The organism is Maribacter sp. MS6 (assembly GCF_056839185.1).
This window is the reverse complement of record NZ_CM166389.1, coordinates 4,020,692-4,044,383: the sequence shown is the minus strand read 5'-3', so window position 1 is coordinate 4,044,383 and position 23,692 is coordinate 4,020,692. Positions and strand designations below refer to the sequence as shown.

Here is a 23,692-nt window from a genome sequence, read left to right as displayed (position 1 = left end):
CTCTGTGAAAGATGTTAGAAAATAACGAGGGCTTATTCTATTTACTGCTAAGCTTTTTGTCCCAGCGATATTCTTTGGAGAATTTAGATTTTAAGACTTTTAATTTAGGAGCAATATGTGTCTTACAAAAGGGCCGCTCTGGATCGGTGAAATAATAGTCATGAAATTGACTATCAGAGGCTTTAAACGAACCAAACGGAAGGACTTGCGTAATCAATTTTTTGTCAAAATCACTCTGTAAAGATTCTAAAATAATTGATATAGAATTCACCTCTTTATCTGAAAATACATAGATAGCGGAGCGGTACTTGTTGCGCATGGAATGTTGGGAGGTACTATTGTGAGTATGTAAATGGATAGCGATAATATCCTTAAGAGGGATACTATCTTCCGAATAATGAACAATAACCGCCTCGGAATACGATTCATGTTCTCCTGTAGATGAAATGAAACCTTGGGCTACTTCAAAAACGCCTTTCAGGGATTGAAATACGGCTTCGGTGCACCAATGACATCCACCACCTAATCCAATTTTCTGTAGCTGTTGCATGGCCTATTGGTCGTAAAAAACTGGTGTCGATTACACCAAGATTAATCTTCAAAAATACCCATTAATGCAGCATATTGCAAGAGCATAATACTTTTGGCATCTTTTATTTGACCATTAGAAATCATTTCCAAAGCTTCTGTAAAGGGGTATTCCAGGACTTCGATATTCTCCGTTTCATCTAAAGCGCCACCACCTTCTTCGGTCTTCATGGCACTGTCATATTCAGCTATAAAAAGATACAGTTTCTGAGTCACGGAACCGGGACACATAAAAGTAACCATCACTTGCTGAACCTCACTAATCTTATACCCGGTCTCCTCCAACGCTTCCTTTTTAATGCACTCCTCTGGTGATAGTCCATCTAAAAGTCCGGCGCATACTTCCACCATCATCCCGTCGTCGTTACCATTGACATAGGTGGGCATTCGAAATTGCCTAGTAAGTATTACTGTTTTTCTTTCACGATTATACAGTAAAATGGCAGCACCATCTCCACAATCATAAGACTCCCTGCGTTGTGTTTCCCAGCTGCCGTCTTCTCGTTCATAATCAAAAGTATAGTTGTTCAAGCTGTACCAGTTATCGGACAACACTTCTTTTTTGATATTCTTTACACGTTTGTTCTTCACAGGGTGAAATTAAAAACTCTTAAGTTATCTTTTCACATTAATTAGTATCTTTCTCGTTTAAGAGCAAAACCAACTTTAAAATGAAATTCTTTAACGGCATTTGGCTAATTCTGCTATTGATTCCATTCACGCTATTTTCACAAGACTTGGGAGAAAACTATATTTTGAAATGGAAGAAATTTTACCCTTCAAAAGCTTTGAATGCCGGAATGAGACCATCCATCTTTGACTATGAAGAACGCTTTGAAGATACGGTTAAAGATTGGTTGGACTACAACGAAGAGATATTAAAAAAGTTAGTAGATTCAAGTTCCGATATTGATGCTATTGACGGACGACTTTTACGGGTACAGGCACAGTCAGAAGTTGACAAATGGAAAATGCTCTCGGAACATACGACATCATTACGGTTATACTCTAGATTAATTTCAAAAGCGATTCCCACTATAAATAAAGCCGATTATCTACTGTGCTCCGAAAAATCATTATTACTATGTGAACGGCTTCAAGCTATAACGAGCCTGGCTGAAGCTGCACAAAAAAATCTAAAACATGTATCAGAGAACGAATTAAAAAAAGGCCTAGAAGAATTGAACGAAACACAACAGTATCTTCAAACAGACGCAGAAACCCAACTACACTCAAACGGAGTTTTAAAAACCTGTGACAGCTTCAACAAACATCTATCAAGTGCCATACAAAGCGTTACGGACCTTATAGACTTTGCTGAAGGTACACTTCAAAAAAATACAAGTGACGCGCTTTCTATTCTTGGTACACAAGAATATGACCGTAGATTGGCATTGTATACCGATAGCAATCTTACTTCGACTAAATTGGCAGAAATAGCATTGGAAGAAATACAGACCGTAAAAGCTTTGATGACCGATGTTTCCAGAAAATACCTTAGAAAAACCTATCCGGATAGGACAATACCGAAAAGCGACTTGGAAATTATCAATTTGGCCTTAGCCGATATGGAAAAAGATGCTCCTATAAATGCTACAGACTATCTTCAATTTTGGCAACAGTTAGCAGACTCCGCAATAACGTTTATACAAGAAAAGGACATCGCTACCTTACCCAAAAACAACACCTTACACATACAAACCGCACCTGAAAGTGCAGGTGCCGCTGCACGAATAGGCTGGGTTGCCAGCGCTCCGCCTTTTGACCCCAACCCTATGACCACGCTAAATTTACCTTCTATTCCAGAAACGCTACCAAAACAAGAACAAATCGATTTTTGGGCTTCGTTCAATAAACCTTTTAATCGCATGATTGTAATACATGAATTGTACCCGGGGCATTACATGCAATTGAAAATAAGTAGGGAAACGCCGCATCCAATCCGCTTGTTATTTCCATACGGAATTTACATCGAGGGCTGGGCAACCTTTACGGAAAAAGTACTTTTAGATGCTGGTTGGGAATCAGGTAATCATTTGACATTGCTTGCCCACCTACGCAAACGTTTGGAAAACGCAAATAGAGCATATACATCTGTTCAGGTGCATTGCAACGGATGGGACAAGCAGCGGGTTCTAAAATTCTCAACAGAAACTTCATTGTTGGCGCCCCAATTTGCCAAAAGTCTGTGGGGGCGAATCAAGAGTTCTCCAATGCAGCTCACCTCTTACTTTTTGGGAGGAGCACAGTTCACCGAACTACTGCAAACTGAAAAAGAACGCCTAGGAAATCAATTTAACTTAAAACTATTTATGGATACGGTTATGAAAGCAGGACCTATACCCATTAATGAGTTTTATATGCTATTTAAAAACACCAACCCTAATTAACCCATGGAAAGAATAGAACTACGACCAGGCTACTCGGTTTCTAGAGTAATTAAGGGAGGCTGGCACTTGGCGGGAGGTCACGGATCTGTATCCGAAGATAAGGCCTTATCCGATATGCGGCATTTTGTAGAAGCAGGTATCACCACCTTTGACTGTGCCGATATTTATACAGGTGTGGAAGAACTGATCGGTAAATTCAGAAAAAAATACAAGTCCCAGTTCAGTAACGGAGATTTGGCCCCTATTCAAGTGCATACGAAATATGTTCCTGACTATAGTGCTTTGGCAAGTTTAACAAAGGAACAAACTACGGCAATAATCGACCGGTCGTTAAGACGTTTAGGCGTGGAACAATTAGACCTTGTTCAATTTGCCTGGTGGGATTATCAATTTCCAAAATATCTCGAAACCGCGGTACATCTATCCGAACTACAAAAAAGCGGAAAAATCAGATTTCTAGGGGTTACAAATTTTGATGCCCAACGTATCCAAGAAATGCTGGATGCGGGTGTTATCATTGCATCAAACCAAGTTCAATATTCGGTATTAGATCAGCGGGTGGAAACGAACATTACCGCCTTGGCAGAACAGCACAATATACCGTACCTCTGCTATGGTACAGTTGCAGGAGGCTTTCTAAGTGACCGCTACTTGAACGCTCCCGACCCTACACCACCATATGAAAATCGTTCCCTTACCAAATACCGATTGATTATCGATGAATTTGGTGGGTATGATTTATTTCAAAAAGCACTACAAACGCTGCGCGAAATCGCCAATATTTATGAGGTTGGAATTACGGAGGTTGCCTGTAAATACATATTACAAAAGCCTATGGTAGGTGCTGTAATTGTTGGTGCGCGTAACCGTACTCACTTGAAAAGCCTACAAAAATTGAACACATTTCAGTTAAAAACTGAAGATATCGCTAAAATAAATGCTATCGTTTCTCAAAGTGAAGGGCCCAAGGGACCATTTTACGAACTAGAACGCGACAAAACGGGAAAACATGGTTCTATCATGAAATATAACCTCAACGAAGACTAAACTTGCAACTCAACGAAACATCTGAACAACTTCCTATACTCGAATTCTACGGTGGTGTAATTGGCGCCTTGTTACCTTTTTTAGTTTTCGTAACAGGTGTCATAACTATTGCTCTTTCAGGAGCACCGGATGAAAGAGGGTTTTGGCCCGTATTGATTCTTTCTCTTGGTTTGGGACTTATTTTGTGCAAAGATCGAACGGCATTTTCTGAAGCCGTTATTTCGGGAATGTCACAAAAGATTGTCATGATTATGATAACCGCTTGGATTCTAGCTTCCATTATCGGAGTATTGATGACGCTCACGGGATTTGTTGAAGCACTTATTTGGCTTTCTGACCAAGTAAACCTATCCGGATCCGGCTTTGTGATAGCATCCTTTATTATCTGTTGTATCGTTTCGCTTTCTACAGGTTCAAGTTTTGCTACCATTCTAATTTGTAGTCCCCTACTATATCCCTCGGGTGGACTTTTAGGAGCACACTTACCAGCTTTGGCGGGAGCCATAATCGGTGGGGCTACATTTGGGGATTTTATAGCGCCCATATCGGATACTACCATTGCTAGCTCCTTGAGCCAAGGTGCAGAAATAGGTACTACGATAAAAAGTAGACTAAAATATTTGATTGCTGCAGCGCTAATTGCCCTAACCGGATACTTCATTGCTGCCTACTCAAATGTTAGTTTGACCACTATGAGCATTTCAGAAAATCTAGGAAATCCAAACGGACTGCCCATGCTGTTAGTGCCCGCTTTAATTATTTATCTTTTCCTAAAGGGAAAACACCTCCTACACGGCCTTCTTTTTGGATTGTTGTTCGGAACCGCATTAGGTCTATCTTTGGAACTATTACCCGTATCACAAGTTCTTTCGTTAGATTTAGAAAATTACGCTGCACGCAGTTTTGTAATTGATGGCATTAATAGAGCCGTAGGATTGAGTATTTTCACTATCCTGTTAATGGGGTTGGTTGCTACCTTAAAAGCAAGCGGACTCATGGACAGACTGGTAGACTTTGCCGCCGTCCGGGCCAAAACCGAAAAACATGCCGAGAGCTGGATTGCTGTTGTGATGAGTTTTGCTGTTCTTTTAACGACACACAGTATTGTGGCAATATTAATGGTGACCGATTTTACTAAAAAAACAGGAGAACAAATGGGCGTATCCAAAATTAGACGAGCAAATTTATTAAGTTTGATCGCCTGTATCTTTCCATTCGTTCTCCCCTATTTTATTCCTGTGATATTAATGGCGAATATGACGAACACAGGTACTGAATTTGGCATCGCACAAGTAAGTCCTTTAGATGTAGGGCTTCATAATTTTATGTCTTGGGGATTGTTGCTTATGGCATTGATTACCTTGATTTTTGGCTGGGGAAGAACAAAATTAAAAACAAATGAAAAAAGATAAAGCCTTAAGAGATGACCAGTTCGAACTCTATGATTTAACAATAGTAGTTGAAAAAATTGACGGTAATTGCACTTGTAAAATGACGATTGGTGATAACTTTCAATTAAAAGGAGGCAAACTATCTATGCCCGATAATTCCGATTTTTGTTTGTATGCGCTACAATCTACTATTCCCCTATTACCAACAAAGCAGCGCAAAAACCACCCTGCGGACTGGATGGAAACCGATGCTCGGGTTGTATGTCCGGATCCGGAATGCAAATTAGTTATGCGTATAGATCGTGATGGTCTCCGTACGCTAAATCACGATGATGTAAGTCCTGTAAAGTGGGAATCAAAAAAAAGTAACAACAAATAATTCTAATACGCGATGAGAAAAATCAGTACTACCCTTGCCCTTATTACACTTATTTTAATTGGATGCAAGTCCAAAACTGAAAATTCAGAAGAAACCAAACTACCCAGAGTAGCTATTGCCGGTATTGGAATAGAATCCAGTACCTTCTCCCCCGCCCAAACCCACGAAGAAGCTTTTCATGCCAGAATTGGGGATTCCATTTTTGGGCGCTATTCGTTTTTCGATCAAGGTTCGGACCTAAGAAAACGTGCGGAATGGGTACCTACGTTATTGGGCAAATCTCTGCCCGGAGGAATCGTAACTCGAGAAGCCTACGAATCTATGGTTGAAAAAACGTTGAACATGCTTAAGGCAGATGGCCCATACGACGGACTTTGGTTTGATATCCATGGTGCCATGAGCGTGGTAGGTTTAGAGGATGCCGAAGGAGATTTGATCAAACGTATTCGTGACATTGTTGGTACAGATGTATTAATTTCTACTTCAATGGATTTACATGGTAATGTTTCCGAGCGATTAGCGGAACATTCCGATTTAATTACTTGTTACCGTATGGCACCCCATGAAGATGCGCTGGAATCAAAAAAGCGTTCCATAGATCTGATGCTGGAGCGATTGGAGAACGGAAAAGGTAAGCCCGCCTACAAGGCTTGGATTCCTGTTCCGATTCTCTTACCGGGCGAAAAGACCAGTACGCGCATAGAGCCCGGTAAAAGCCTGTATGCCAAAATACCTTCGGTTACTAAACAAGACGGTGTTATCGATGCCGCCATTTGGATTGGTTATGCTTGGGCCGATGAGCCCCGTAATCATGCCGTGGTCATGGTTACCGGAGATGACAAAGAACAGGTTTCCGCTGGGGCGGAAAAATTAGCCAATGCCTTTTGGGATGTCCGCAATGAATTTGAATTTGTAGCTCCAGTTGCCACGCTGGACGAAAGTCTGAAAATGGCTTTGCAGAGCGACAAAAGACCATATATGATTAGCGACATGGGAGATAATCCTACAGCTGGTGGTGCCGGTGATGTTACTTGGACGCTCAGGGAACTATTGCAGCGACCCGAATTTAAATCTGAAAACGGACCTTCCTTAATTTACGCTTCCATTCCCGGGCCGGCGCTTGTTGAAGCAGCAATGGAAGTAGGTGTGGGCGGTACGGTATCTGCTATGGCAGGTGCACAGGTAGATGACCGCTTTGCCCCACCATTAAAGTTAGAAGGAACGGTTACCGCAATAAGGGAGGGCGACCGAGATGCCAAGGTAGAAGTTGTTGTCAAAATTGGAAGCATAAGTGTAATCGTCACCGACCAGCGTAAACCCTACCACCAAGAATCAGATTTTACCGATTTAGACTTAAACCCAAGGGATTCGGACATTGTTGTCGTGAAAATAGGCTATCTGGTTCCTGAACTGTATGAGATGCGTGGCGATTGGGTTATGGCATTAACACCTGGTGGTGTAGACCAAGATTTAGAACGTTTAGGATACGAGCGTATCAAACGACCAATGTTCCCTCTGGATAGGGAAATGAAAGACCCAGATTTAAGTGCGAGACTAATCAAGGCGTCTGACGAATAAAAATTAAGCTTTAGTTTTTAAGGATAAAACAGATGAAAAAACTAGTGTTTCTGGTGATTTGTAATACCGTTTTTTTTATAGCCTATTCGCAAACGACAAAGGCGACATTAAAGCAGTTAACCGAAGAATTAGAAGAAATTCATACGCTAGGGCATATCAACGGATTTTCAGTTGCTATTGTTAATTCAGATTCTATAGTGTATACCCAAGGGTTTGGGTATTCAGATATCACACAAAAAAAGGAATATACTGCAAATACCATTCAAACCATAGCTTCAATCTCCAAAACAGTGATCGGTATATCTTTGTTAAAAGCGCAGGAATTAGGTAAACTAAAGCTCGACGACCCAATAAACAAATACTTGCCGTTTAAGGTTATCAATCCTTATTTCCCAGAGGAATCTATAACTATCAGACAATTGGCGTCTCATACCTCAACGATAAAAGACGCGAGGGAATATGAAAGAAAAGGCTATGTTTTGAAAGAAAAGGAAAACAAGGGGGTCAAGGTGAATAAAAATTTCAGGCCACCAACCGAACTAATGGACTATTCCCTTTTTTTGAAAAATATGTTAAGTGAAAAAGGAGAATGGTACAAGAAGAAAAATTTTATCAAAAAGAAACCAGGGGAAATTTTTGAGTATTCAAATATTGGTGCCGGTTTGGCAGCCTTAGTACTAGAAAATGCAGTTGATGAACCTTTTCATCAGTTTACCAAGGCCCAAATTTTTACACCCTTGAACTTGTCAAATACAGGTTGGTCGTCAAATGATGTTGATACATCGAAACAGACAAAGTTATATGCAGACAAAGAAACAGAACTTGCACCCTATCAACTGGTCAATTATCCGGATGGAGGGTTAATTACCTCAGCAAAGGATTTAGGAGCATACCTTCGCGAACTAATATCCGGATACCAAGGAAAGGGCACATTGTTAAATAAGAAAAGTTATGCCGAATTTTTCTCGCCAAACCTAAACGATGAAAATCATAAAGACCGCAATGTAAGTACTTACAATGACGAGTATAATATGGGTATTTTTATGGGAATATCGGCACAAGGAAAAATTGGTCATTCTGGCGGGGACCCTGCCGTAACAACGCTCATGTTTTTTGATTCCCAAACTGGAGTAGGAAAACTGCTACTAGCAAATACGGAACTAACAAAGGAAGGAGTTCAGGAATTCATTAGTATTTTCAAAACGCTTGATTCTTATGAATCCAAACTACATTTACCTAAATAAAAAAAAGAGGTAAACTAAGGTAAATAAGTACTTAGCTTATCCTAAAAATTAAGTTGGAGACGATTTTCAAATACATAAATAAAATTCGAACTATCTTTAAAACCTCACGATAACAATAACTAATCCAAAATAAAACTGTTTATCATATGATTATTGAACCTAGAACTCGCGGATTTATATGTACGACTGCTCATCCTGTTGGCTGCGCGGAAAATGTAAAAAATCAAATCGCTTACATAAAATCAAAAGGAGCTGTTGATGGCCCTAAAAAAGTATTGGTCATTGGCGCATCTACGGGTTTTGGATTAGCTTCTAGAATCACCAGTGCTTTTGGGAGTAGTGCAGCCACCATTGGTGTGTTTTTCGAAAAACCGCCAGCAGAAGGCAAAACAGCCTCCTCTGGCTGGTACAATACTGCTGCCTTTGAAACAGAGGCAAACAAGGAGGGTATTTATGCCAAAAGTATTAATGGAGATGCTTTTTCAAACGAAATTAAGGAACAAACAATCGAATTGATCAAAAAAGACCTTGGAAAGATAGACTTGCTAATTTATAGCTTAGCTTCCCCGGTTAGAACGCATCCAGATAACGGTAAGCGATACAGATCTACGTTGAAACCCATTGGAGATTCCTATACCAACAAAACGGTAGATTTTCATACAGGGGAAGTTAATGAAATCACCATTGAACCTGGTACGGAGGAAGATATTGAGAATACCGTAACCGTAATGGGAGGTGATGATTGGGAACGTTGGATCAACGCCTTACTTGCCGCCGATTTACTTTCTTCAGATTTTAAGACAGTTGCCTATTCTTATATTGGCCCTGAATTAACAGAACCTGTTTATCGTAAAGGAACGATTGGCAAGGCGAAAGACGATCTTGAAAAAACTGCATTTACTATTACAGACACCCTTAAAACTAATGGTGGAAAAGCGTATGTATCCGTAAATAAAGCCTTGGTTACGCAGTCTAGCTCCGCTATTCCAGTGATTCCGTTATATATTTCTTTATTATACAAAGTGATGAAAGCCAAAGGATTACAAGAAGGTTGTATTGAACAAATTTACAGGCTCTTTAAGGAAAGACTCTATTTGGACGAAATTCCAACAGACGAGGAAGGAAGAATACGTATAGACGATTGGGAAATGAAAGCTAGTGTTCAACAAGAGGTAGCAAAGTTGTGGGAGGAAGCCACAACCGAAACCCTTCCTAAAATAGGAGATTTAGAGGGTTACACGACCGAATTTTTTAACCTTTTCGGCTTTAGGGTGCCTACTGTGGATTATAATCAAGAAGCAAATGAAATGACAGGTATACCTAGTATTACCGAGTAAAAAAGCTCCGTTGCAACACCGTCTTATTTCGGATAAGTAGCACTACACTTAAACCGTAACCGCCTGATTTAAATAACGTCTAAACGGAAGCATTTCTTTGTAGACTTTGGTGACTTTTTTCTCAAAATCTCCGGTAAAGAGCTCTTTACTGGAGAATTCCTTGGCTACTGCAAAGGTTTTGTTGCGAAGTAAATCTATATGCGTGTGGTCTTTTGAAAACCCTTTAGGAGCATTGGTGAGTTTCACATCTTCCCATAGTCCTCCAAAGGTTTGTTTAAATGACTTTTTATTTAAAATTTTCTGGAGTTCTTCTCCATTGTAATCAATAGCGTCCCTGATACTTCTCAAACGCTTGGGGTCTGGTCGCCAAAGTCCGCCTGCATACATGCAACGCTCGATACCGATTTCTATATAAAAGTCGCCTGTATTGGGCCGCTTGTCCAGTCCCGCTCCAAAATGGTCTTTGTAGATGGGTTTATCGGGGTGGAACATCAGATTGTTATTGATGCGGTTGATACCCTTTTTACCTGGTGTATCATAATAGGCATCGTCTATTGCGGCAAGTTGGGTATTCATTCCATCCAACCACAGTATAAAATCATTTCGAACTTCGGTATACCATTTTCGGTTTGCGTCCATCCATTCCTTGTTGTTATTCTTTTGGAGCTCTTTTAAGAAGTTAATCTGATTTTTAAAATCCATAAAGTCTAAAAAACAAAGTTTAAAATTTAGAATTACGAAAATAACTAATAAAATTTTTAATTCGCATCGTGTTTATGACGAGCTTTTCGTAACAAAGTAGCTTGTTGAAAAAAACATAAATACCGAAAACTAGCAGGTTGTCAGTCTGAACGAAGTCCAAGAGCTTTTAGCTACCTTTTCCGTTGATTAAAGGGATGACGGAAGTTTTTAAAACCCTCTATCTCCGCCAAGAATATCCCCTAGACCCCCAAGTAAACTTCCTTCACCTTTATCCTTACCCCCTCTTGGTATGGATGCAAGGACACGCCCAGCCAATCTACTGAACGGTAAGGACTGGATATACACCGTTCCAGGCCCGCGAAGTGTAGCAAAGAATAGACCTTCCCCGCCAAAAATGGTGTTTTTTATACCTCCGACGAATTCTATATCATAATCAACTGTTTGCGAAAAACCTACGATACAACCAGTATCCACTTTTAGGACTTCACCAGAAGCGAGTTCTTTCCTGGCCAATGTTCCACCGGCATGCACAAATGCCATTCCATCCCCTTCTAATTTTTGCATAATAAAACCTTCTCCGCCAAAAAGTCCACGACCTAATTTTTTAGAAAACTCTATACCTACAGAAACACCTTTTGCGGCACATAAAAATGCATCTTTCTGACAAATAAATTTTCCATTCTTTTCCGATAGGTCTATAGGTAGTATTTTACCTGGATATGGAGAAGCAAAACTGACCTGCTTTTTGCCTTGACCGATATTCAAAAAAGCGGTCATAAAAAGACTTTCTCCTGTTAACATACGCTTCCCAGCTGAAAAAATCTTACCCAAAACACTGGTATCTTGATTGGATCCATCGCCAAAAATAGTATTCATTTGAATATCGGAGTCCATCATCATAAAGCTACCCGCTTCCGCCACAACGGCTTCTTGAGGATCCAGCTCTATCTCCACATATTGCATCTCTTCTCCAAAAATTTGATAATCTATTTCGTGTGCGTTCATAATTGATGATTTTAGTTTAAGTAATGATTGACATTTGTTAGTTGCAAGAATATCGCTTTTGTTACAATATCCTAACACTATATAATTAAGGCAAACAGTCTTTTAACTACGTATTCCAAACAATAACCTAAACTTTTAACCTTACGGTCCACTCAAAATTAAACGTGGATACCACTACCCCATCTTCATTTACTCCAATAGATTTCATCCAAATAGTCTGGCCTTCGCCAGAAGCTATTGTTTTATCCAAAGCTTGCTTTATTAGGTCACCGTCTTCACAGGTAAACGTAATCTTCCCGGTTGCCTTTTTTGAGAAATTTGCAGTATTATTTTGTACGAGCATAGATATTTTATGTCCTGACTCCTCAATTTGATCTATCATCATGGCACCCGTAGCCAGTTCCGCAGCCATACCTTGCACTGCCCAGAACATTGATTTAAACGGATTTTGGTTTCTCCAGCCGTGGGTTACGGTGACAACCGCCCTCGTTTTATCAATGGACTTTAACCGAACTCCGCACCACCACGCAGATGGTAATTTAAAGAAGCTAAATAGGTTTAATTTGCTAGGAGTTACTGCCATTACACGGTGTTTTTTGCCCAAAAGTATTCAAAATATTCGATATGTAAATTGTTAATTAATTGTTAATATTTAGTACTTTGTTTTGCATAGTACCTTCTTTTAGCCATATATTTGCATAGTAAGTTATTAGGTAATCCATGTAAATAGCCTAAACCTAGTAACCCAAAATCAATCATCAATAGAAAACGAGCCATGACAGAAACACTTACCAAACACGAACGAAACCTATCCGCGATCATCCATGCGAGTACGTTCTCTAAATTCATTTTCCCTTTCGGAAATTTCATTATTCCATTGGTATTATGGACTGCGAACAAAAAAGAATATGAATTTGTAGACTATAATGGCAAGCAGGCCCTTAACTTTCAAATTAGTCTATTACTATACTCTATTGTTGCAGGTATTATTAGCGTCCCTTTCTTCATCGGTTTTTTTCCAAACATTTTTGATTTTGATTTTTTTGGACTTCACAGCCTTAGCAACTACAACAATCTTAATATTCATTTTGATAGCGATAATTTCAATTTTGGTTCTTGGCTACTTCCGTTGGGCATATCTAGTTTATTACAAGGAGCTTTGTTCGTGGTAAATATTGTATACACCATTCTTGCTACGATAAAGACTAATGAAGGCGAGGTCTTTCAATATCCTTTAACCATAAAATTTATTAAGTAATGATACCGATACTAAAACTCATTATAAATTTTATAATTGCGCTCTGCACCAGCCTATGCTTTGGACAGTTAGAGGCAAATTCTGAGCTACACCTCCTATTGGCAAAAAAGGATAGTATATTATTCAATGCCGCTTTTAATACTTGTGATACAGACGTATTAGAAGAAATATTTACCGAAGACTTTGAATTTTACCACGACAAAGGTGGTCTTACTCAAGGTAGGGAGGCCTTTTTAAATCCCATGAAAGCAAATTGCGCGAAACGTAATACTGCGGATTTGCAGCCTTCTAAAAGGATATTGGTAGAAAATAGTTTAGCAGTGTATCCGCTTTATAAGAACGGCGAACTTTACGGCGCCATTCAACACGGCATACATTGGTTTGAATCTTTGGATAAAAGCAACACATACCAAAAAGGAGATATCGCAAAGTTTACACACGTTTGGATCAAGGAAAACGCGTTTTGGAAAGTAAAGCGGGAATTGAGTTACGACCATCAATATGAACCATAGTTAAGCAGGGTACTCATCACACCCTTAGGAGTTTATTCATCAATCACTAAAGTCAGAACTTGTTTTGGTAGACAAGTTCAGAAAACTAAACGAATAGTTAATCATGCAGACGTTTACCAAAAATTTTAAAGAATCCCCCAACCAAAAGGGGCTGCATACAAAGCAAAAAGAAATTATGAATGTAGAAAATACAAAAGCGCAAATGCGAAAAGGTGTTTTGGAATATTGCATTTTGTCTATCCTTAACGGGCAGGACAAATATGCCTCTGAGATACTTTCAACGCTAAAAGACGCAAAAATGTTGGTGGTAGAAGGCACCATCTATCCGCTATTGACGCGATTAAAAAATGCAGGCCTTTTGAATTATCGTTGGGAGGAATCTACCTCAGGACCGCCACGTAAATACTATACCCTTACGGAAACAGGAAAACTGTTTTTAAAAGAGTTGGATACAACATGGGACGAATTACGAAAGGCAACTAATTTGGTAACACAGAACAAATAACAATCAATCAACAGCTCTTGGACCACTACGCTACTTAGATTTTGGACCGGAATAATAAAACATCAAATAATGAACAAGACAGTTAATATAAATCTAGCAAATACGCTCTTTCATATAGATGAAAACGCGTATAATAAAATGCGCAGGTACTTGGAATCGGTAAAACGGTCCTTTGCCAATACACCGGGAAGCGATGAAATACTTGCCGATATTGAAGCACGAATCGCAGAACTGTTCAATGAAAAATTGGATAATGAAAGACAAGTGGTTACAGAAAAGGAAGTAGATGCCGTAATTGCCATCATGGGGCAGCCCGAGGATTATATGGTAGATGAGGATATTTTCGAAGATGAACCAAAAGCCTCGAGAACGAACACCACTAGCAAGAAATCAAAAAAATTATATCGCGATACCGAACGTAAATACGTCGCAGGTGTTTCCTCTGGCTTGGCACATTACATTGGTATAGACCCAGTATGGGTACGGGTTCTTTGGATTCTTTTGACCATAGGGTCTACCGGTGGTTTTATCCTTATTTACGGACTTCTTTGGATTCTTATCCCAGAAGCAACTACAACAGCCCAAAAGCTTGATATGCGAGGAGAAGATGTGAACATCAGTAACATAGAGCGTAAAGTAAAAGAGGGTTTTGATGACGTTGCGGATCGTGTAAAAAGTGTCGACTATGAAAAAATGGGCGATACCGTCAAAAAAGGAGGTAAAACATTTTTTGATACCCTTGGAGATATTATTCTTTTCTTTTTCAAAATATTTGCCAAGTTCATAGGTATCCTACTGATCATCATCGGTGGATCTACCTTAATAGGTTTGTTTATTGGACTTTTATCCGTTGGAGTATTAGATATGTTTCATGTACCAGGTATAGATTTCTACCACTTGGTAAACTCTAGTAACCTTCCCATCTGGGCAGTTTCTTTATTGGCCTTCTTTGCTGTTGGAATACCTTTTTTCTTCCTTTTGTACTTAGGTCTAAAAATACTGGTAGGTAATTTAAAATCCATTGGTAGTATTGCAAAATTCAGTTTGTTAGGTCTTTGGTTATTGTCGATTATCATGCTTATTGTTTTTGGTATCCGAGAGGCGGCATCAAGAGCCTATTCCGGAAGCACAACTAGTGAAAGCGAACTTTATATTGAAAACCCAAAAGATACCTTGCAAATTAATCTAGTGACCGCAGATTATGACAGAAACAATGTTATGCACATGGGCAATATGATTATTACACATGATGAGAATGGGGATAAACTATTGGTATCGGAAGATGTTCGCTTTAGACTGACGAAATCAAAGGATTCTATTTTTCGAATGGAAGTTCGGAAAGAAGCAAACGGTGGCTCGTTTAAGGAAGCCAAGGAAACCGCAGAGGGAATTGCTTATGATTATGCCATAGAGGGTAACACTGTGAACCTTAAAAATTACTTAACCGTAGATGGAGCTAGTAAGTTTAATGACCAAGAGGTACGTATAAATCTTTTGTTACCCGTAGGTACGATTTTAAAATACAATCATGGAAATGGAAGAAGTTGGGTGATGCGTGCCGATACCGACCGTTCCTCCGACGAACTGGATAACCATATCTGGAAAATGACTTCAGATGGAACCCTTGTTTGCTTGGATTGCCCACTTGAAAAGGATGATGAGGAATCCGAGGACAATCGCATTCGAATAAATGAAAATGGTATCGATATCAATATCAATGATAATGGAGAAAACGGCAAAATCATTATAAATGAAGATGGTATCGATATCGATGTGAAAGATAATGGGGAGTCCTTTAAAATGAAGTTAGATGAAAACGGGATAAAGATAAAGGCAGACGACAACAACAGTAACAACAACTCAAGACCTTAATCTAACAGTTGGGTTACTTTAAGTGGTAAAATCATTCAAAAAAAGAGAGATTTACAGTGTTGAAACAACAACACAATAGAAACCTAAACAATCATTAATCAGACCTCAACCTATCGAGGTCAACAAAACAACGATCATGACAACACTAGTAAGAATTAGTATCGCATTGGCCTTAGCATTATTTTTATCCTCCTGCGGATTTGACCTCAACATAGGAAACTTTGGATCTGGTAAAACAGGGAATGGAACTGTAGTAGAAGAAAACAGAGAAGTAACTTCAGATTTTACCGAGGTACATGCATCTGAAGGTATTGATGTTTATGTGACCCAAGCCAACGACTTTAGTATATCCGTAGAAGCGGACGAAAATATTGTTGATCTTATTGGAACGGAAATAAAAAATGGTAAACTAAAGATACATGCGATAGAGAATATTGGCCGTGCCACAAAAAAAGTTTTTGTTTCACTACCTGAGGTAACCGGTCTACTTAGCTCTAGTGGTGCGCATTTAACAGCACAAAATAAAATTACCGCAAGTAATTTAGTACTTGATGCCAGCAGTGGTGCGCATCTTAATGCAGAGACAACAGCGGATAAACTGGAAATAGATGCCAGTAGTGGTGCCAACATCGATGTTTCCGGTACTGCTTTGGAAGTCTATGTGGATGGAAGTAGCGGAGCCAACATAAGAGGTAAAAACCTTATGACAACCGAATGTAAGGCAGAAGCTAGCAGCGGTGCCAATGTTAATATACACGTATCCAAGTCGCTAACGGCAGATGCAAGTAGCGGTGGCAATATTTCCTACTCCGGCGATGCCGAAGTAACCAAAAACAAATCGGTTTCCGGTAATGTAAACAAGTACTAGACCTATTTATTCATCAATCAACACTAATAAAAAAGCCCAACGTATTTTTCGTTGGGTTTTACGGTTAAAATATGTTGCTAATCTCTATATTTAGGGTATGAAAGCCCATAATGGGCGGTTAACTACTTAATATTAAAACCTACCGATATTAATAATAGTATATCCTAAGGTTCGCGAATTACAATTTAAATGAAAATCAGTCTTTCCAAACACACACTTCCATTAAAACATACCTTTAGTATCAGCAGAGAATCTCATGATTTTCAAAACACCATGATTGTTGGTCTTACCCTAGACGGACAAACGGGTTATGGGGAAGCAACTTCAAATCCGTACTATAAAATTACCGTGGAAAGCATGATCATGGAGATTAAAGCGTTAAAGTCTGAAATTGAAAATTATGATTTTTCCTTACCGACCAATTTTCATTCCTTTTTGGTTTCAAAGGGACTAAGCAATTTTGCCATTTGTGCCTTGGATTTAGCAGCCCATGATCTATATGGAAAACTACAAAAGCAACCTTTACACAAACTCTGGGGAACCACAACAGACCACTACCCTATTACTAATTATACTATAGGTATTGCTCCTATTGAAAAAATGGTGGAGAAAATGAAAGAAACCCCTTGGCCCATATACAAAATTAAACTAGGTACGGATGATGATGTTGCCATAGTACGGGAATTACGGAAACATACCGATGCCGTTTTTCGTATTGATGCCAACTGCGCTTGGACAGCTTCCGAAACCATTAAAAATGCGCCACTTTTAAAAGATTTAGGTGTAGAATTCTTGGAGCAGCCTTTAAAGGCAGATGATTGGGAAGGGATGGAAGTAGTAATGCACCAAAGTGTATTGCCTATAATAGCTGATGAAAGTTGTATCGTAGAAAGCGATGTGGAAAAATGCGCATTACATTTTAGCGGTATCAACATTAAATTGACCAAATGTGGTGGACTTACCCCTGCACTTCGAATGATCAAAAAAGGAAAGGAAATGGGACTGAAAGTCATGGTGGGCTGTATGACGGAATCTACAGTTGGCATTTCCGCTATTGCACAATTACTACCACAATTGGATTATGTAGATATGGATGGCGCCCTACTCCTTAAAGAAGATATTGCCAATGGGGTTCGCATTCTAAGAGATGGAAAAGTACTATTTCCTGAACTTTCCGGTAGTGGTATAACCCTCTCCTAATGGTACATTTTACAGATTCCTTTCCTGGTCGTATTATAAAAATTGATGACATAAGCTTTACCTATTTTGGAGGAACCGCCTATTTAGGACTCCAGAATCACAAACCGTTTCAAGAGATTTTCATTGAAAAAACGAAACGATATGGCACCAATTATGGTGCATCAAGAAAATCCAATGTCCGTTTTACAGTTTTCGAGGAAGCGGAACAGCATTTATCCGAACTGGTAGGAAGCGAAAGGTGTCTCACCATGTCTTCTGGGTACTTGGCAGGTCAATTCTTGGTAAGCTATTTAAAAAACAAAAAGCATAAATTGTTTTATGCTCCCAACACCCATTCGGCTCTATTCACAAAAAAAAATAAGAATTACGATAACTACGAAGACCTTAGTGCAGCGCTTACCAAACATTTAGCCTCGGCCAATTCAGCTGAACCCGTTTTATTTTTGGATAGTATCGACTTTTCAGGGTTAAATTACCCTCATTTTGAATACCTTAAAGTCTTACCCCTATCTCAGCTTATTTTGGTGGTAGATGATTCCCATGGTATAGGTGTTGTAGGAGAAAATGGCGAGGGAGTTTTTAACAATCTTCAAAAACTAGGCGCAAAAAAACTTTTTTTATGTTCTTCTTTAGGTAAAGGATTTGGCATACAAGCTGGTGCTGTCTTTGGAAGTACAATGGAAATAGCGACAATGGAGAATACCGCTTTTTTTGGAGGAGCCAGTCCCGCCAGTCCTGCAGCCCTAGCTACTTTTATTGAAGCTAAAGCGATATATCAAGCACAAAGAGGCATTTTAAACAAAAACCTAACCTTGTTCTTAGCAGAAACAAAACAACTAGCCGGTTTTACCCATATGCCTGGACATCCGACCTTTTCATATCAAAACCAAAAACTGACCGATTTTCTATTTCAACATAAAATTATTGTCACAAATTTTAAATATCCAAACGAGAATGCAAGTGTAATGAGTAGAATTGTACTATCTGCAACACATACGGAAAAGGATATTTCAAATCTTTCTCAACTAGCAAATTCATTTCGATTAAGTTAATTCGATTGATTATAAATTAAATATTAACATAAAAATTATGAATATACCCATATATTTTGTAATTTTTATGTTAATAATAATCACTAAAACACTGAGCCATGAAAAAATTACTTGGATTGGCTTTTTTGATGTTATTACTGGTTTGTGTAACCAGTATGACCTCGGCAAAGCTACAGACAGCTACGAATTCCTTAGAAGGAACTTGGGAACTTGTAAACCGATACAACTATGATGATAGTGGTATATCGGATACCTTACAGAACGTAAACGGGTATCGACAAATTAAAATTTATAGTAAGGGAAAAGTGATGTGGACACGATACTCACCGGATGACCCGGCAGAATGGTTTGGTTATGGCTCTTATTCGAATACGGAAACCCGATTAACAGAACGACTGGAATTTGGTTCCGCTGTTATGATGGGCATAAGAGATACTGTTAAAATATTCGAATTTGATCTTATTTTAGATGAAGACACCTATAGCCAGATTACAACTGACGCGGAAGGAAACCGTTCATTTTCAGAGAATTATCGTAGAATAGATTAGGCATACATCAAACAAAATAACTACAATTAACTTAATTCGTATGATATGTATCAAACAGTAGTATTTTGGTCATAGGGTATCGATTTTTAGAAAAATAAAATAACTTAGAACAAAATTTAACAACCATCAACCAAATAAAAAGCGGCCCCTATGGCCGCTTTTTTTTATCTCTTAAGTAGTTCAATAATTACAAATTATAACTATCTGCAACCGCTTCTTCAACAGAACCAATATCCGCTAAGTAGCGCTCTGCGTCAAGGGCCGCCATACAGCCTGTACCTGCTGCCGTTACGGCTTGTCTATATTCTTTATCCTGTGCGTCACCAGAAGCAAAAACACCCGGAAGATTTGTTTTTGTGGATTTTCCCTTGGTTATCAAATAGCCAGTTTCATCCATATCCAATTGACCTTTAAAAATATCGGTATTCGGTTTATGGCCTATTGCTATGAAAAGTCCGGTAATCTCAATTTCCTCTTTTTTACCTGTTTGGTTATTAACCATGCGTAAACCTTCTACAACTTGCTCTCCTAATACCTCATCTATTTCAGTGTTGTAGCGTACTTCTATATTTTTTAGACTATTCACACGGTGCTGCATCGCCTTTGATGCCCTCATGTGATCCTTACGCACCAACATCGTAACTTTATTACAAATTTTAGCTAGGTAAGAAGCCTCTTCTGCCGCCGTATCACCTGCACCAACGATTGCCACATCTTGCCCCTTGTAAAAGAATCCATCACATACGGCACAAGCAGATACCCCACCACCTCGCAATCGCTGTTCACTAGGAATACCCAAGTATTTTGCACTGGCTCCTGTAGAAATAATTATCGTTTCGGCCTCAATAACGGTTCCGTTGTCTACGGTAACTTTATGAATACCACCAACCTCAGTACTTAATTCACAAGCGGTAACCATTCCTATTCGCACTTCAGTTCCAAACCGTTCCGCTTGCTGTTGCAATTGTACCATCATTGTTGGACCATCGATGCCATCAGGATATCCTGGGAAATTATCCACTTCGGTAGTGGTCGTTAGTTGACCTCCTGGCTCCATTCCTGTGTACATCACTGGTTTTAAATCTGCTCGTGCAGCGTAAATGGCAGCGGTGTATCCCGCAGGTCCAGAACCTATAATCAAGGTTTTTAATCGTTCTATCGTATCAGACATATGCTTTGATTTTCAATCGATTTATTTATACAAAAGTAGGTTTTTGGTCGAAAAACTTACAGCGAAGTTATTAAAAGTTTTTAGCTCGATTATTAAAAACCCGACAGCTAGGGTTGTTTCAGCATATCCACGGTTACTACCGTTCTAAAACCAGTATGTTCCAAAGAAGAATCGGTACTTGAGCCCATTTTCGCCGAGACCCTATAGCTAGCGCAATATGAAGCGCTACATAAAAAAGACCCGCCTTTAATTACTTTTTCTTTTGCATAGGGGTTGTTGGCCGTAAAAGGCCGCGCTGCTCCTTGTGGATTACGCAAGGTTATTTTTGTTGCCGCAATTTCCTTATAGTAGTTGGTATTGTACCAGTCACTCGTCCATTCCCAAACATTACCGGCCATATCGTAAAGTCCATACGCATTGGCAGGATAGGATTTTACCGGAGCACGAAGTTCAAAACCATCTTCTTTTGTATTATCAACAGGAAATTCACCTTCCCAAGTATTCGCCTTTTTACCAAGAACGGAGGCGTTATCGCCCCAAAAATAGATGGTACCATTAGAACCTCCTCGGGCTGCCAGTTCCCATTCAGCTTCGGTTGGCAAACGTTTTCCCGACCATTCACAATACGCCATCGCATCTTCAAAAGACACTTGTACCACTGGGTAGTTATCCTTGCCTTCAATATCACTATCCGGTCCATTCGGGTGTTGCCAGCTCGCACCTATGGTCCATCTCCACCATTGTGAAAAATCATATAGATTGGGCACTGATACCTTAGCCTTTTTAAAGGTCAATGACCCCGGCTGTAAAATAGAATCATGAGGTTTTGGAGTACCTTCAGGTACTTGCCTTTTCATTTCCTCCCAGTCAATTTCCCGTTCTGCGGTAGTGATATAGCCTGTTTCCTTTACAAATTTGGCAAACTGTGCATTGGTCACCTCTGTTACATCCATATAAAATCCGTCTACCGTTACTTCAAAAGCAGGTTTCTCATGCTCCATGGCCATCTTATCATGTGCTACCGCACCTTGCAAAAATGTACCTCCGGCTATCCATACCATACCTTCTGGAGTTGTGCTATCTTCTGGTGGACTGACCACTAGCGGCGTACTCACTTTTTCTACCTGTACAGGTTTTTCTATTATCTTTTCCGTCGTCTTTACCTCATTCTTACAAGAGGACAAGATGATAAGAACACCAATACTATATACTACTTTCGAACTGAAATTCAACTTCATGGTTTTGAATACTTATGGCTCAAATTTAATCCCTTTCACTCAATAATCCCTGTTCAAGCAGTGGAATCTGAAACCGTTCAAACTCCGATTTGGTATGCTCTTGTTTAAAAATCAAAGCGGCTTTTTCAAGAATCTCGGGATGTTGCTTGGCTACATTAACCGTTTCTGTAGGGTCCGTGGCCAGATTGTAGAGTTCCAAAGTAGGTTTTTCTTTATCTTTTAAATGCTGGCGAACCACTTTCCAATCGCCCATGCGTATAGCCACTTGTCCGCCGTATTCGGGAAATTCCCAATATAGAAATGCATGCTTTTTTTGATTCTTTTGTCCAAATAAGGTAGGCAGCAAACTTATACCATCTGTCTCTTCGGGTACATCGTAGCCTGTAATTTCTCCGAAGGTGGCGAGCATATCATAATGTGTTGAAGCATGATCACTTTCTGAACCTGGTTTTATTTTTGCCGGCCAAGTAAAAAAACTTGGAACACGAATTCCACCTTCATACACAAAGCCCTTTCCCTTGCCATACCCTTCTTGAAACTGCCCTGCGCTATTGAACCAATCGGGGTCTACACCACCAGCAAATGTAGGTCCGTTATCCGAAGTAAAAACAATCAAGGTATTCTCGTAAATTCCTTGATCCTTAAGCTGTTGTACTAATTTACCAACATTTTCATCTAAGTAAGAAATCATAGCCGCATAACCAGCCCTTGGGTTTCTATGTGGAAAATACCCGTTTCCTTTATTCGCCAAGTAAGGCGATTCATCCCCAAATTTTTCAATGTAATAATCTACCCATCTTTGTGGCGCTTGTATAGCCACATGCGGAATTGGGGTTGCCCAATACAGGAAAAATGGGTTTTTATTCTGGTCCGATACAAAGGCAGAAATCTCTTTGAACATGAGATCTGGGGCATACTCCGGTTGTGTGAATTTCGCATAACTCTTAGGGTCTAACGAATCCAATTGCATCGAAAAAGAAGTGTGTGGAGCAATGGTATCATTTTTTAAGTGTATGCGGTTCCTATTTTTGTACAAGTGTAAAGGGTAGTATGTGTGTGCCTGCCGCTGACAATTATATCCATAGAAAAAGTCGAAACCCATTTCATTTGGAATAGAATGGGTATGTGGTGCACCCAAGCCCCATTTACCAACCATTCCTGTGGTGTAGCCCACCTGTTGTAAACGGTGTGCAAGGGTTATAGTCCCTTTAGGCATAGGGTGCTGCCCTTCCAAGGTAGAGTCTTTTGCCATTTCCCTGTAATCCCAAACATTGCCACGTTCACGCCATTCGTGATTACCCCTTATGTACGCTTTTCCAGAGTGTTTTCCCGTTAAAAACATATAACGCGCTGGAGCACACACCGGAGCACTGGTGTAATGTTGGGTAAACAACATCCCCTGTCTAGCAAGTGCATCAATATGTGGCGTTTCAATCTTCTCCTGTCCAAAGACACCTAACTCGCCATACCCAAGGTCGTCTGCTAGAATATAAATGATATTAGGTTTAGTAGCTTCTGCAGTGGCTATATTAGTTTTCTTTTCTTCACAGGAAATACTAAATAGTATGACTACAACCAGATAATATGTCGGTAGACGCATAATGTAAAAATTTAGATTCAAAAGATACCAATAATCAAGAAAAACTAGGATGCTATTTTCTAAAATGTGTACTTTAGTTTCCTGACTTTTGTCTGCCTCCTTTAAGCGAATTGATAAAGTAGACTTGCACAAATAATCGATATACGAACGGAACTCCTTTTCTATGAACTTTTGGTCAACTAAAAAATCACTTCGGTCATTCATCTT

The 23,692-nt window shown here is 39.5% G+C and carries 23 protein-coding genes; 15 read left to right on the top strand and 8 right to left on the bottom strand.

What is annotated here, in order from left to right; genetic code table 11:
- Window positions 1-37: 37 nt before the first annotated feature.
- A complete protein-coding gene (locus MS6x_RS17650) occupies window positions 38-550 on the bottom strand; it encodes a peptide-methionine (S)-S-oxide reductase (RefSeq protein WP_482603932.1) in 513 nt (170 codons plus the stop codon).
- A gap of 41 nt (window positions 551-591) precedes the next feature.
- The gene (locus MS6x_RS17645) at window positions 592-1,179 is read right to left on the bottom strand and encodes an NUDIX domain-containing protein (protein ID WP_482603930.1); all 588 of its coding nucleotides are present in this window, start codon (window positions 1,177-1,179) and stop codon (window positions 592-594) included.
- Window positions 1,180-1,259: 80 nt separating this feature from the next.
- Here MS6x_RS17645 and MS6x_RS17640 point away from each other — a divergent pair, with 80 nt between their 5' ends.
- The 7 genes from MS6x_RS17640 (at window position 1,260) to fabV (ending at window position 9,954) form a co-directional block, all read left to right on the top strand.
- On the top strand, window positions 1,260-2,978 hold the full coding sequence (locus tag MS6x_RS17640) for a DUF885 family protein (RefSeq protein WP_482603929.1): 1,719 nt from the start codon (window positions 1,260-1,262) through the stop codon (window positions 2,976-2,978).
- A 3-nt stretch (window positions 2,979-2,981) separates the two neighbouring features.
- The gene (locus MS6x_RS17635) at window positions 2,982-4,025 is read left to right on the top strand and encodes an aldo/keto reductase (protein ID WP_482603927.1); all 1,044 of its coding nucleotides are present in this window, start codon (window positions 2,982-2,984) and stop codon (window positions 4,023-4,025) included.
- 2 nt (window positions 4,026-4,027) lie between these two features.
- Window positions 4,028-5,437 (top strand): Na+/H+ antiporter NhaC family protein, encoded by a 1,410-nt coding sequence (locus tag MS6x_RS17630; protein WP_482603926.1) that lies wholly within the window; start codon window positions 4,028-4,030, stop codon window positions 5,435-5,437.
- Window positions 5,424-5,795 carry a TIGR04076 family protein gene (locus tag MS6x_RS17625; protein ID WP_482603924.1) on the top strand — a complete coding sequence of 124 codons (372 nt, stop codon included), beginning with the start codon at window positions 5,424-5,426 and terminating at the stop codon, window positions 5,793-5,795. Before MS6x_RS17630 ends, MS6x_RS17625 begins: the two co-directional genes overlap by 14 nt.
- 12 nt (window positions 5,796-5,807) lie before the next feature.
- Window positions 5,808-7,373: a M81 family metallopeptidase gene (locus tag MS6x_RS17620; RefSeq protein WP_482603922.1), complete on the top strand. Its 1,566-nt coding sequence runs from the start codon at window positions 5,808-5,810 to the stop codon at window positions 7,371-7,373.
- A gap of 32 nt (window positions 7,374-7,405) precedes the next feature.
- Window positions 7,406-8,617: a serine hydrolase domain-containing protein gene (locus MS6x_RS17615; RefSeq protein WP_482603921.1), complete on the top strand. Its 1,212-nt coding sequence runs from the start codon at window positions 7,406-7,408 to the stop codon at window positions 8,615-8,617.
- A 146-nt stretch (window positions 8,618-8,763) separates the two neighbouring features.
- Entirely contained in the window at window positions 8,764-9,954 is a 1,191-nt protein-coding gene (gene fabV, locus MS6x_RS17610; protein ID WP_482603920.1) for an enoyl-ACP reductase FabV, read from the top strand.
- Window positions 9,955-10,002: 48 nt separating this feature from the next.
- Here the strand turns inward: fabV and MS6x_RS17605 are convergent, their stop codons facing one another.
- From MS6x_RS17605 to MS6x_RS17595, 3 genes are all read right to left on the bottom strand, one after another.
- Window positions 10,003-10,656, bottom strand: a complete 654-nt coding sequence (locus tag MS6x_RS17605; protein WP_482603918.1) for a DUF2461 domain-containing protein — start codon at window positions 10,654-10,656, stop codon at window positions 10,003-10,005.
- Window positions 10,657-10,863: 207 nt separating this feature from the next.
- Entirely contained in the window at window positions 10,864-11,661 is a 798-nt protein-coding gene (locus MS6x_RS17600; RefSeq protein ID WP_482603916.1) for a TIGR00266 family protein, read from the bottom strand.
- Window positions 11,662-11,788: 127 nt separating this feature from the next.
- The gene (locus MS6x_RS17595; protein WP_482603914.1) at window positions 11,789-12,244 is read right to left on the bottom strand and encodes a DUF4442 domain-containing protein; all 456 of its coding nucleotides are present in this window, start codon (window positions 12,242-12,244) and stop codon (window positions 11,789-11,791) included.
- Window positions 12,245-12,436: 192 nt separating this feature from the next.
- Between MS6x_RS17595 and MS6x_RS17590 the strand changes: the two genes are divergently transcribed.
- The 8 genes from MS6x_RS17590 (at window position 12,437) to MS6x_RS17555 (ending at window position 19,476) form a co-directional block, all read left to right on the top strand.
- Window positions 12,437-12,919, top strand: coding sequence for a DUF4870 domain-containing protein (locus tag MS6x_RS17590; RefSeq protein ID WP_482603913.1), 483 nt, complete (start codon window positions 12,437-12,439; stop codon window positions 12,917-12,919).
- Complete coding sequence (locus MS6x_RS17585) at window positions 12,919-13,431, top strand: nuclear transport factor 2 family protein (protein WP_482603912.1); 513 nt, start codon at window positions 12,919-12,921, stop codon at window positions 13,429-13,431. Before MS6x_RS17590 ends, MS6x_RS17585 begins: the two co-directional genes overlap by 1 nt.
- Before the next feature lie 175 nt (window positions 13,432-13,606).
- Window positions 13,607-13,936 (top strand): PadR family transcriptional regulator, encoded by a 330-nt coding sequence (locus MS6x_RS17580; RefSeq protein WP_379936505.1) that lies wholly within the window; start codon window positions 13,607-13,609, stop codon window positions 13,934-13,936.
- Window positions 13,937-14,005: 69 nt separating this feature from the next.
- Window positions 14,006-15,808 (top strand): PspC domain-containing protein, encoded by a 1,803-nt coding sequence (locus MS6x_RS17575; RefSeq protein WP_482603911.1) that lies wholly within the window; start codon window positions 14,006-14,008, stop codon window positions 15,806-15,808.
- 136 nt (window positions 15,809-15,944) lie between these two features.
- A complete protein-coding gene (locus tag MS6x_RS17570) occupies window positions 15,945-16,676 on the top strand; it encodes a head GIN domain-containing protein (RefSeq protein WP_482603909.1) in 732 nt (243 codons plus the stop codon).
- Between the two features lie 189 nt (window positions 16,677-16,865).
- Complete coding sequence (locus MS6x_RS17565; protein WP_482603907.1) at window positions 16,866-17,876, top strand: dipeptide epimerase; 1,011 nt, start codon at window positions 16,866-16,868, stop codon at window positions 17,874-17,876.
- Entirely contained in the window at window positions 17,876-18,928 is a 1,053-nt protein-coding gene (locus MS6x_RS17560) for a pyridoxal phosphate-dependent aminotransferase family protein (RefSeq protein WP_482603906.1), read from the top strand. The genes MS6x_RS17565 and MS6x_RS17560 overlap by 1 nt, the downstream gene beginning before the upstream one ends.
- 98 nt (window positions 18,929-19,026) lie before the next feature.
- Window positions 19,027-19,476 (top strand): hypothetical protein, encoded by a 450-nt coding sequence (locus MS6x_RS17555; protein ID WP_482603904.1) that lies wholly within the window; start codon window positions 19,027-19,029, stop codon window positions 19,474-19,476.
- 187 nt (window positions 19,477-19,663) lie between these two features.
- Here the strand turns inward: MS6x_RS17555 and trxB are convergent, their stop codons facing one another.
- From trxB to MS6x_RS17540, 3 genes are all read right to left on the bottom strand, one after another.
- On the bottom strand, window positions 19,664-20,647 hold the full coding sequence (trxB, locus tag MS6x_RS17550; RefSeq protein WP_482603902.1) for a thioredoxin-disulfide reductase: 984 nt from the start codon (window positions 20,645-20,647) through the stop codon (window positions 19,664-19,666).
- A gap of 107 nt (window positions 20,648-20,754) precedes the next feature.
- Entirely contained in the window at window positions 20,755-21,885 is a 1,131-nt protein-coding gene (locus MS6x_RS17545) for a formylglycine-generating enzyme family protein (protein ID WP_482603900.1), read from the bottom strand.
- 25 nt (window positions 21,886-21,910) lie between these two features.
- Window positions 21,911-23,689: an arylsulfatase gene (locus tag MS6x_RS17540; protein ID WP_482603898.1), complete on the bottom strand. Its 1,779-nt coding sequence runs from the start codon at window positions 23,687-23,689 to the stop codon at window positions 21,911-21,913.
- Between the last annotated feature and the right edge of the window lie 3 nt (window positions 23,690-23,692).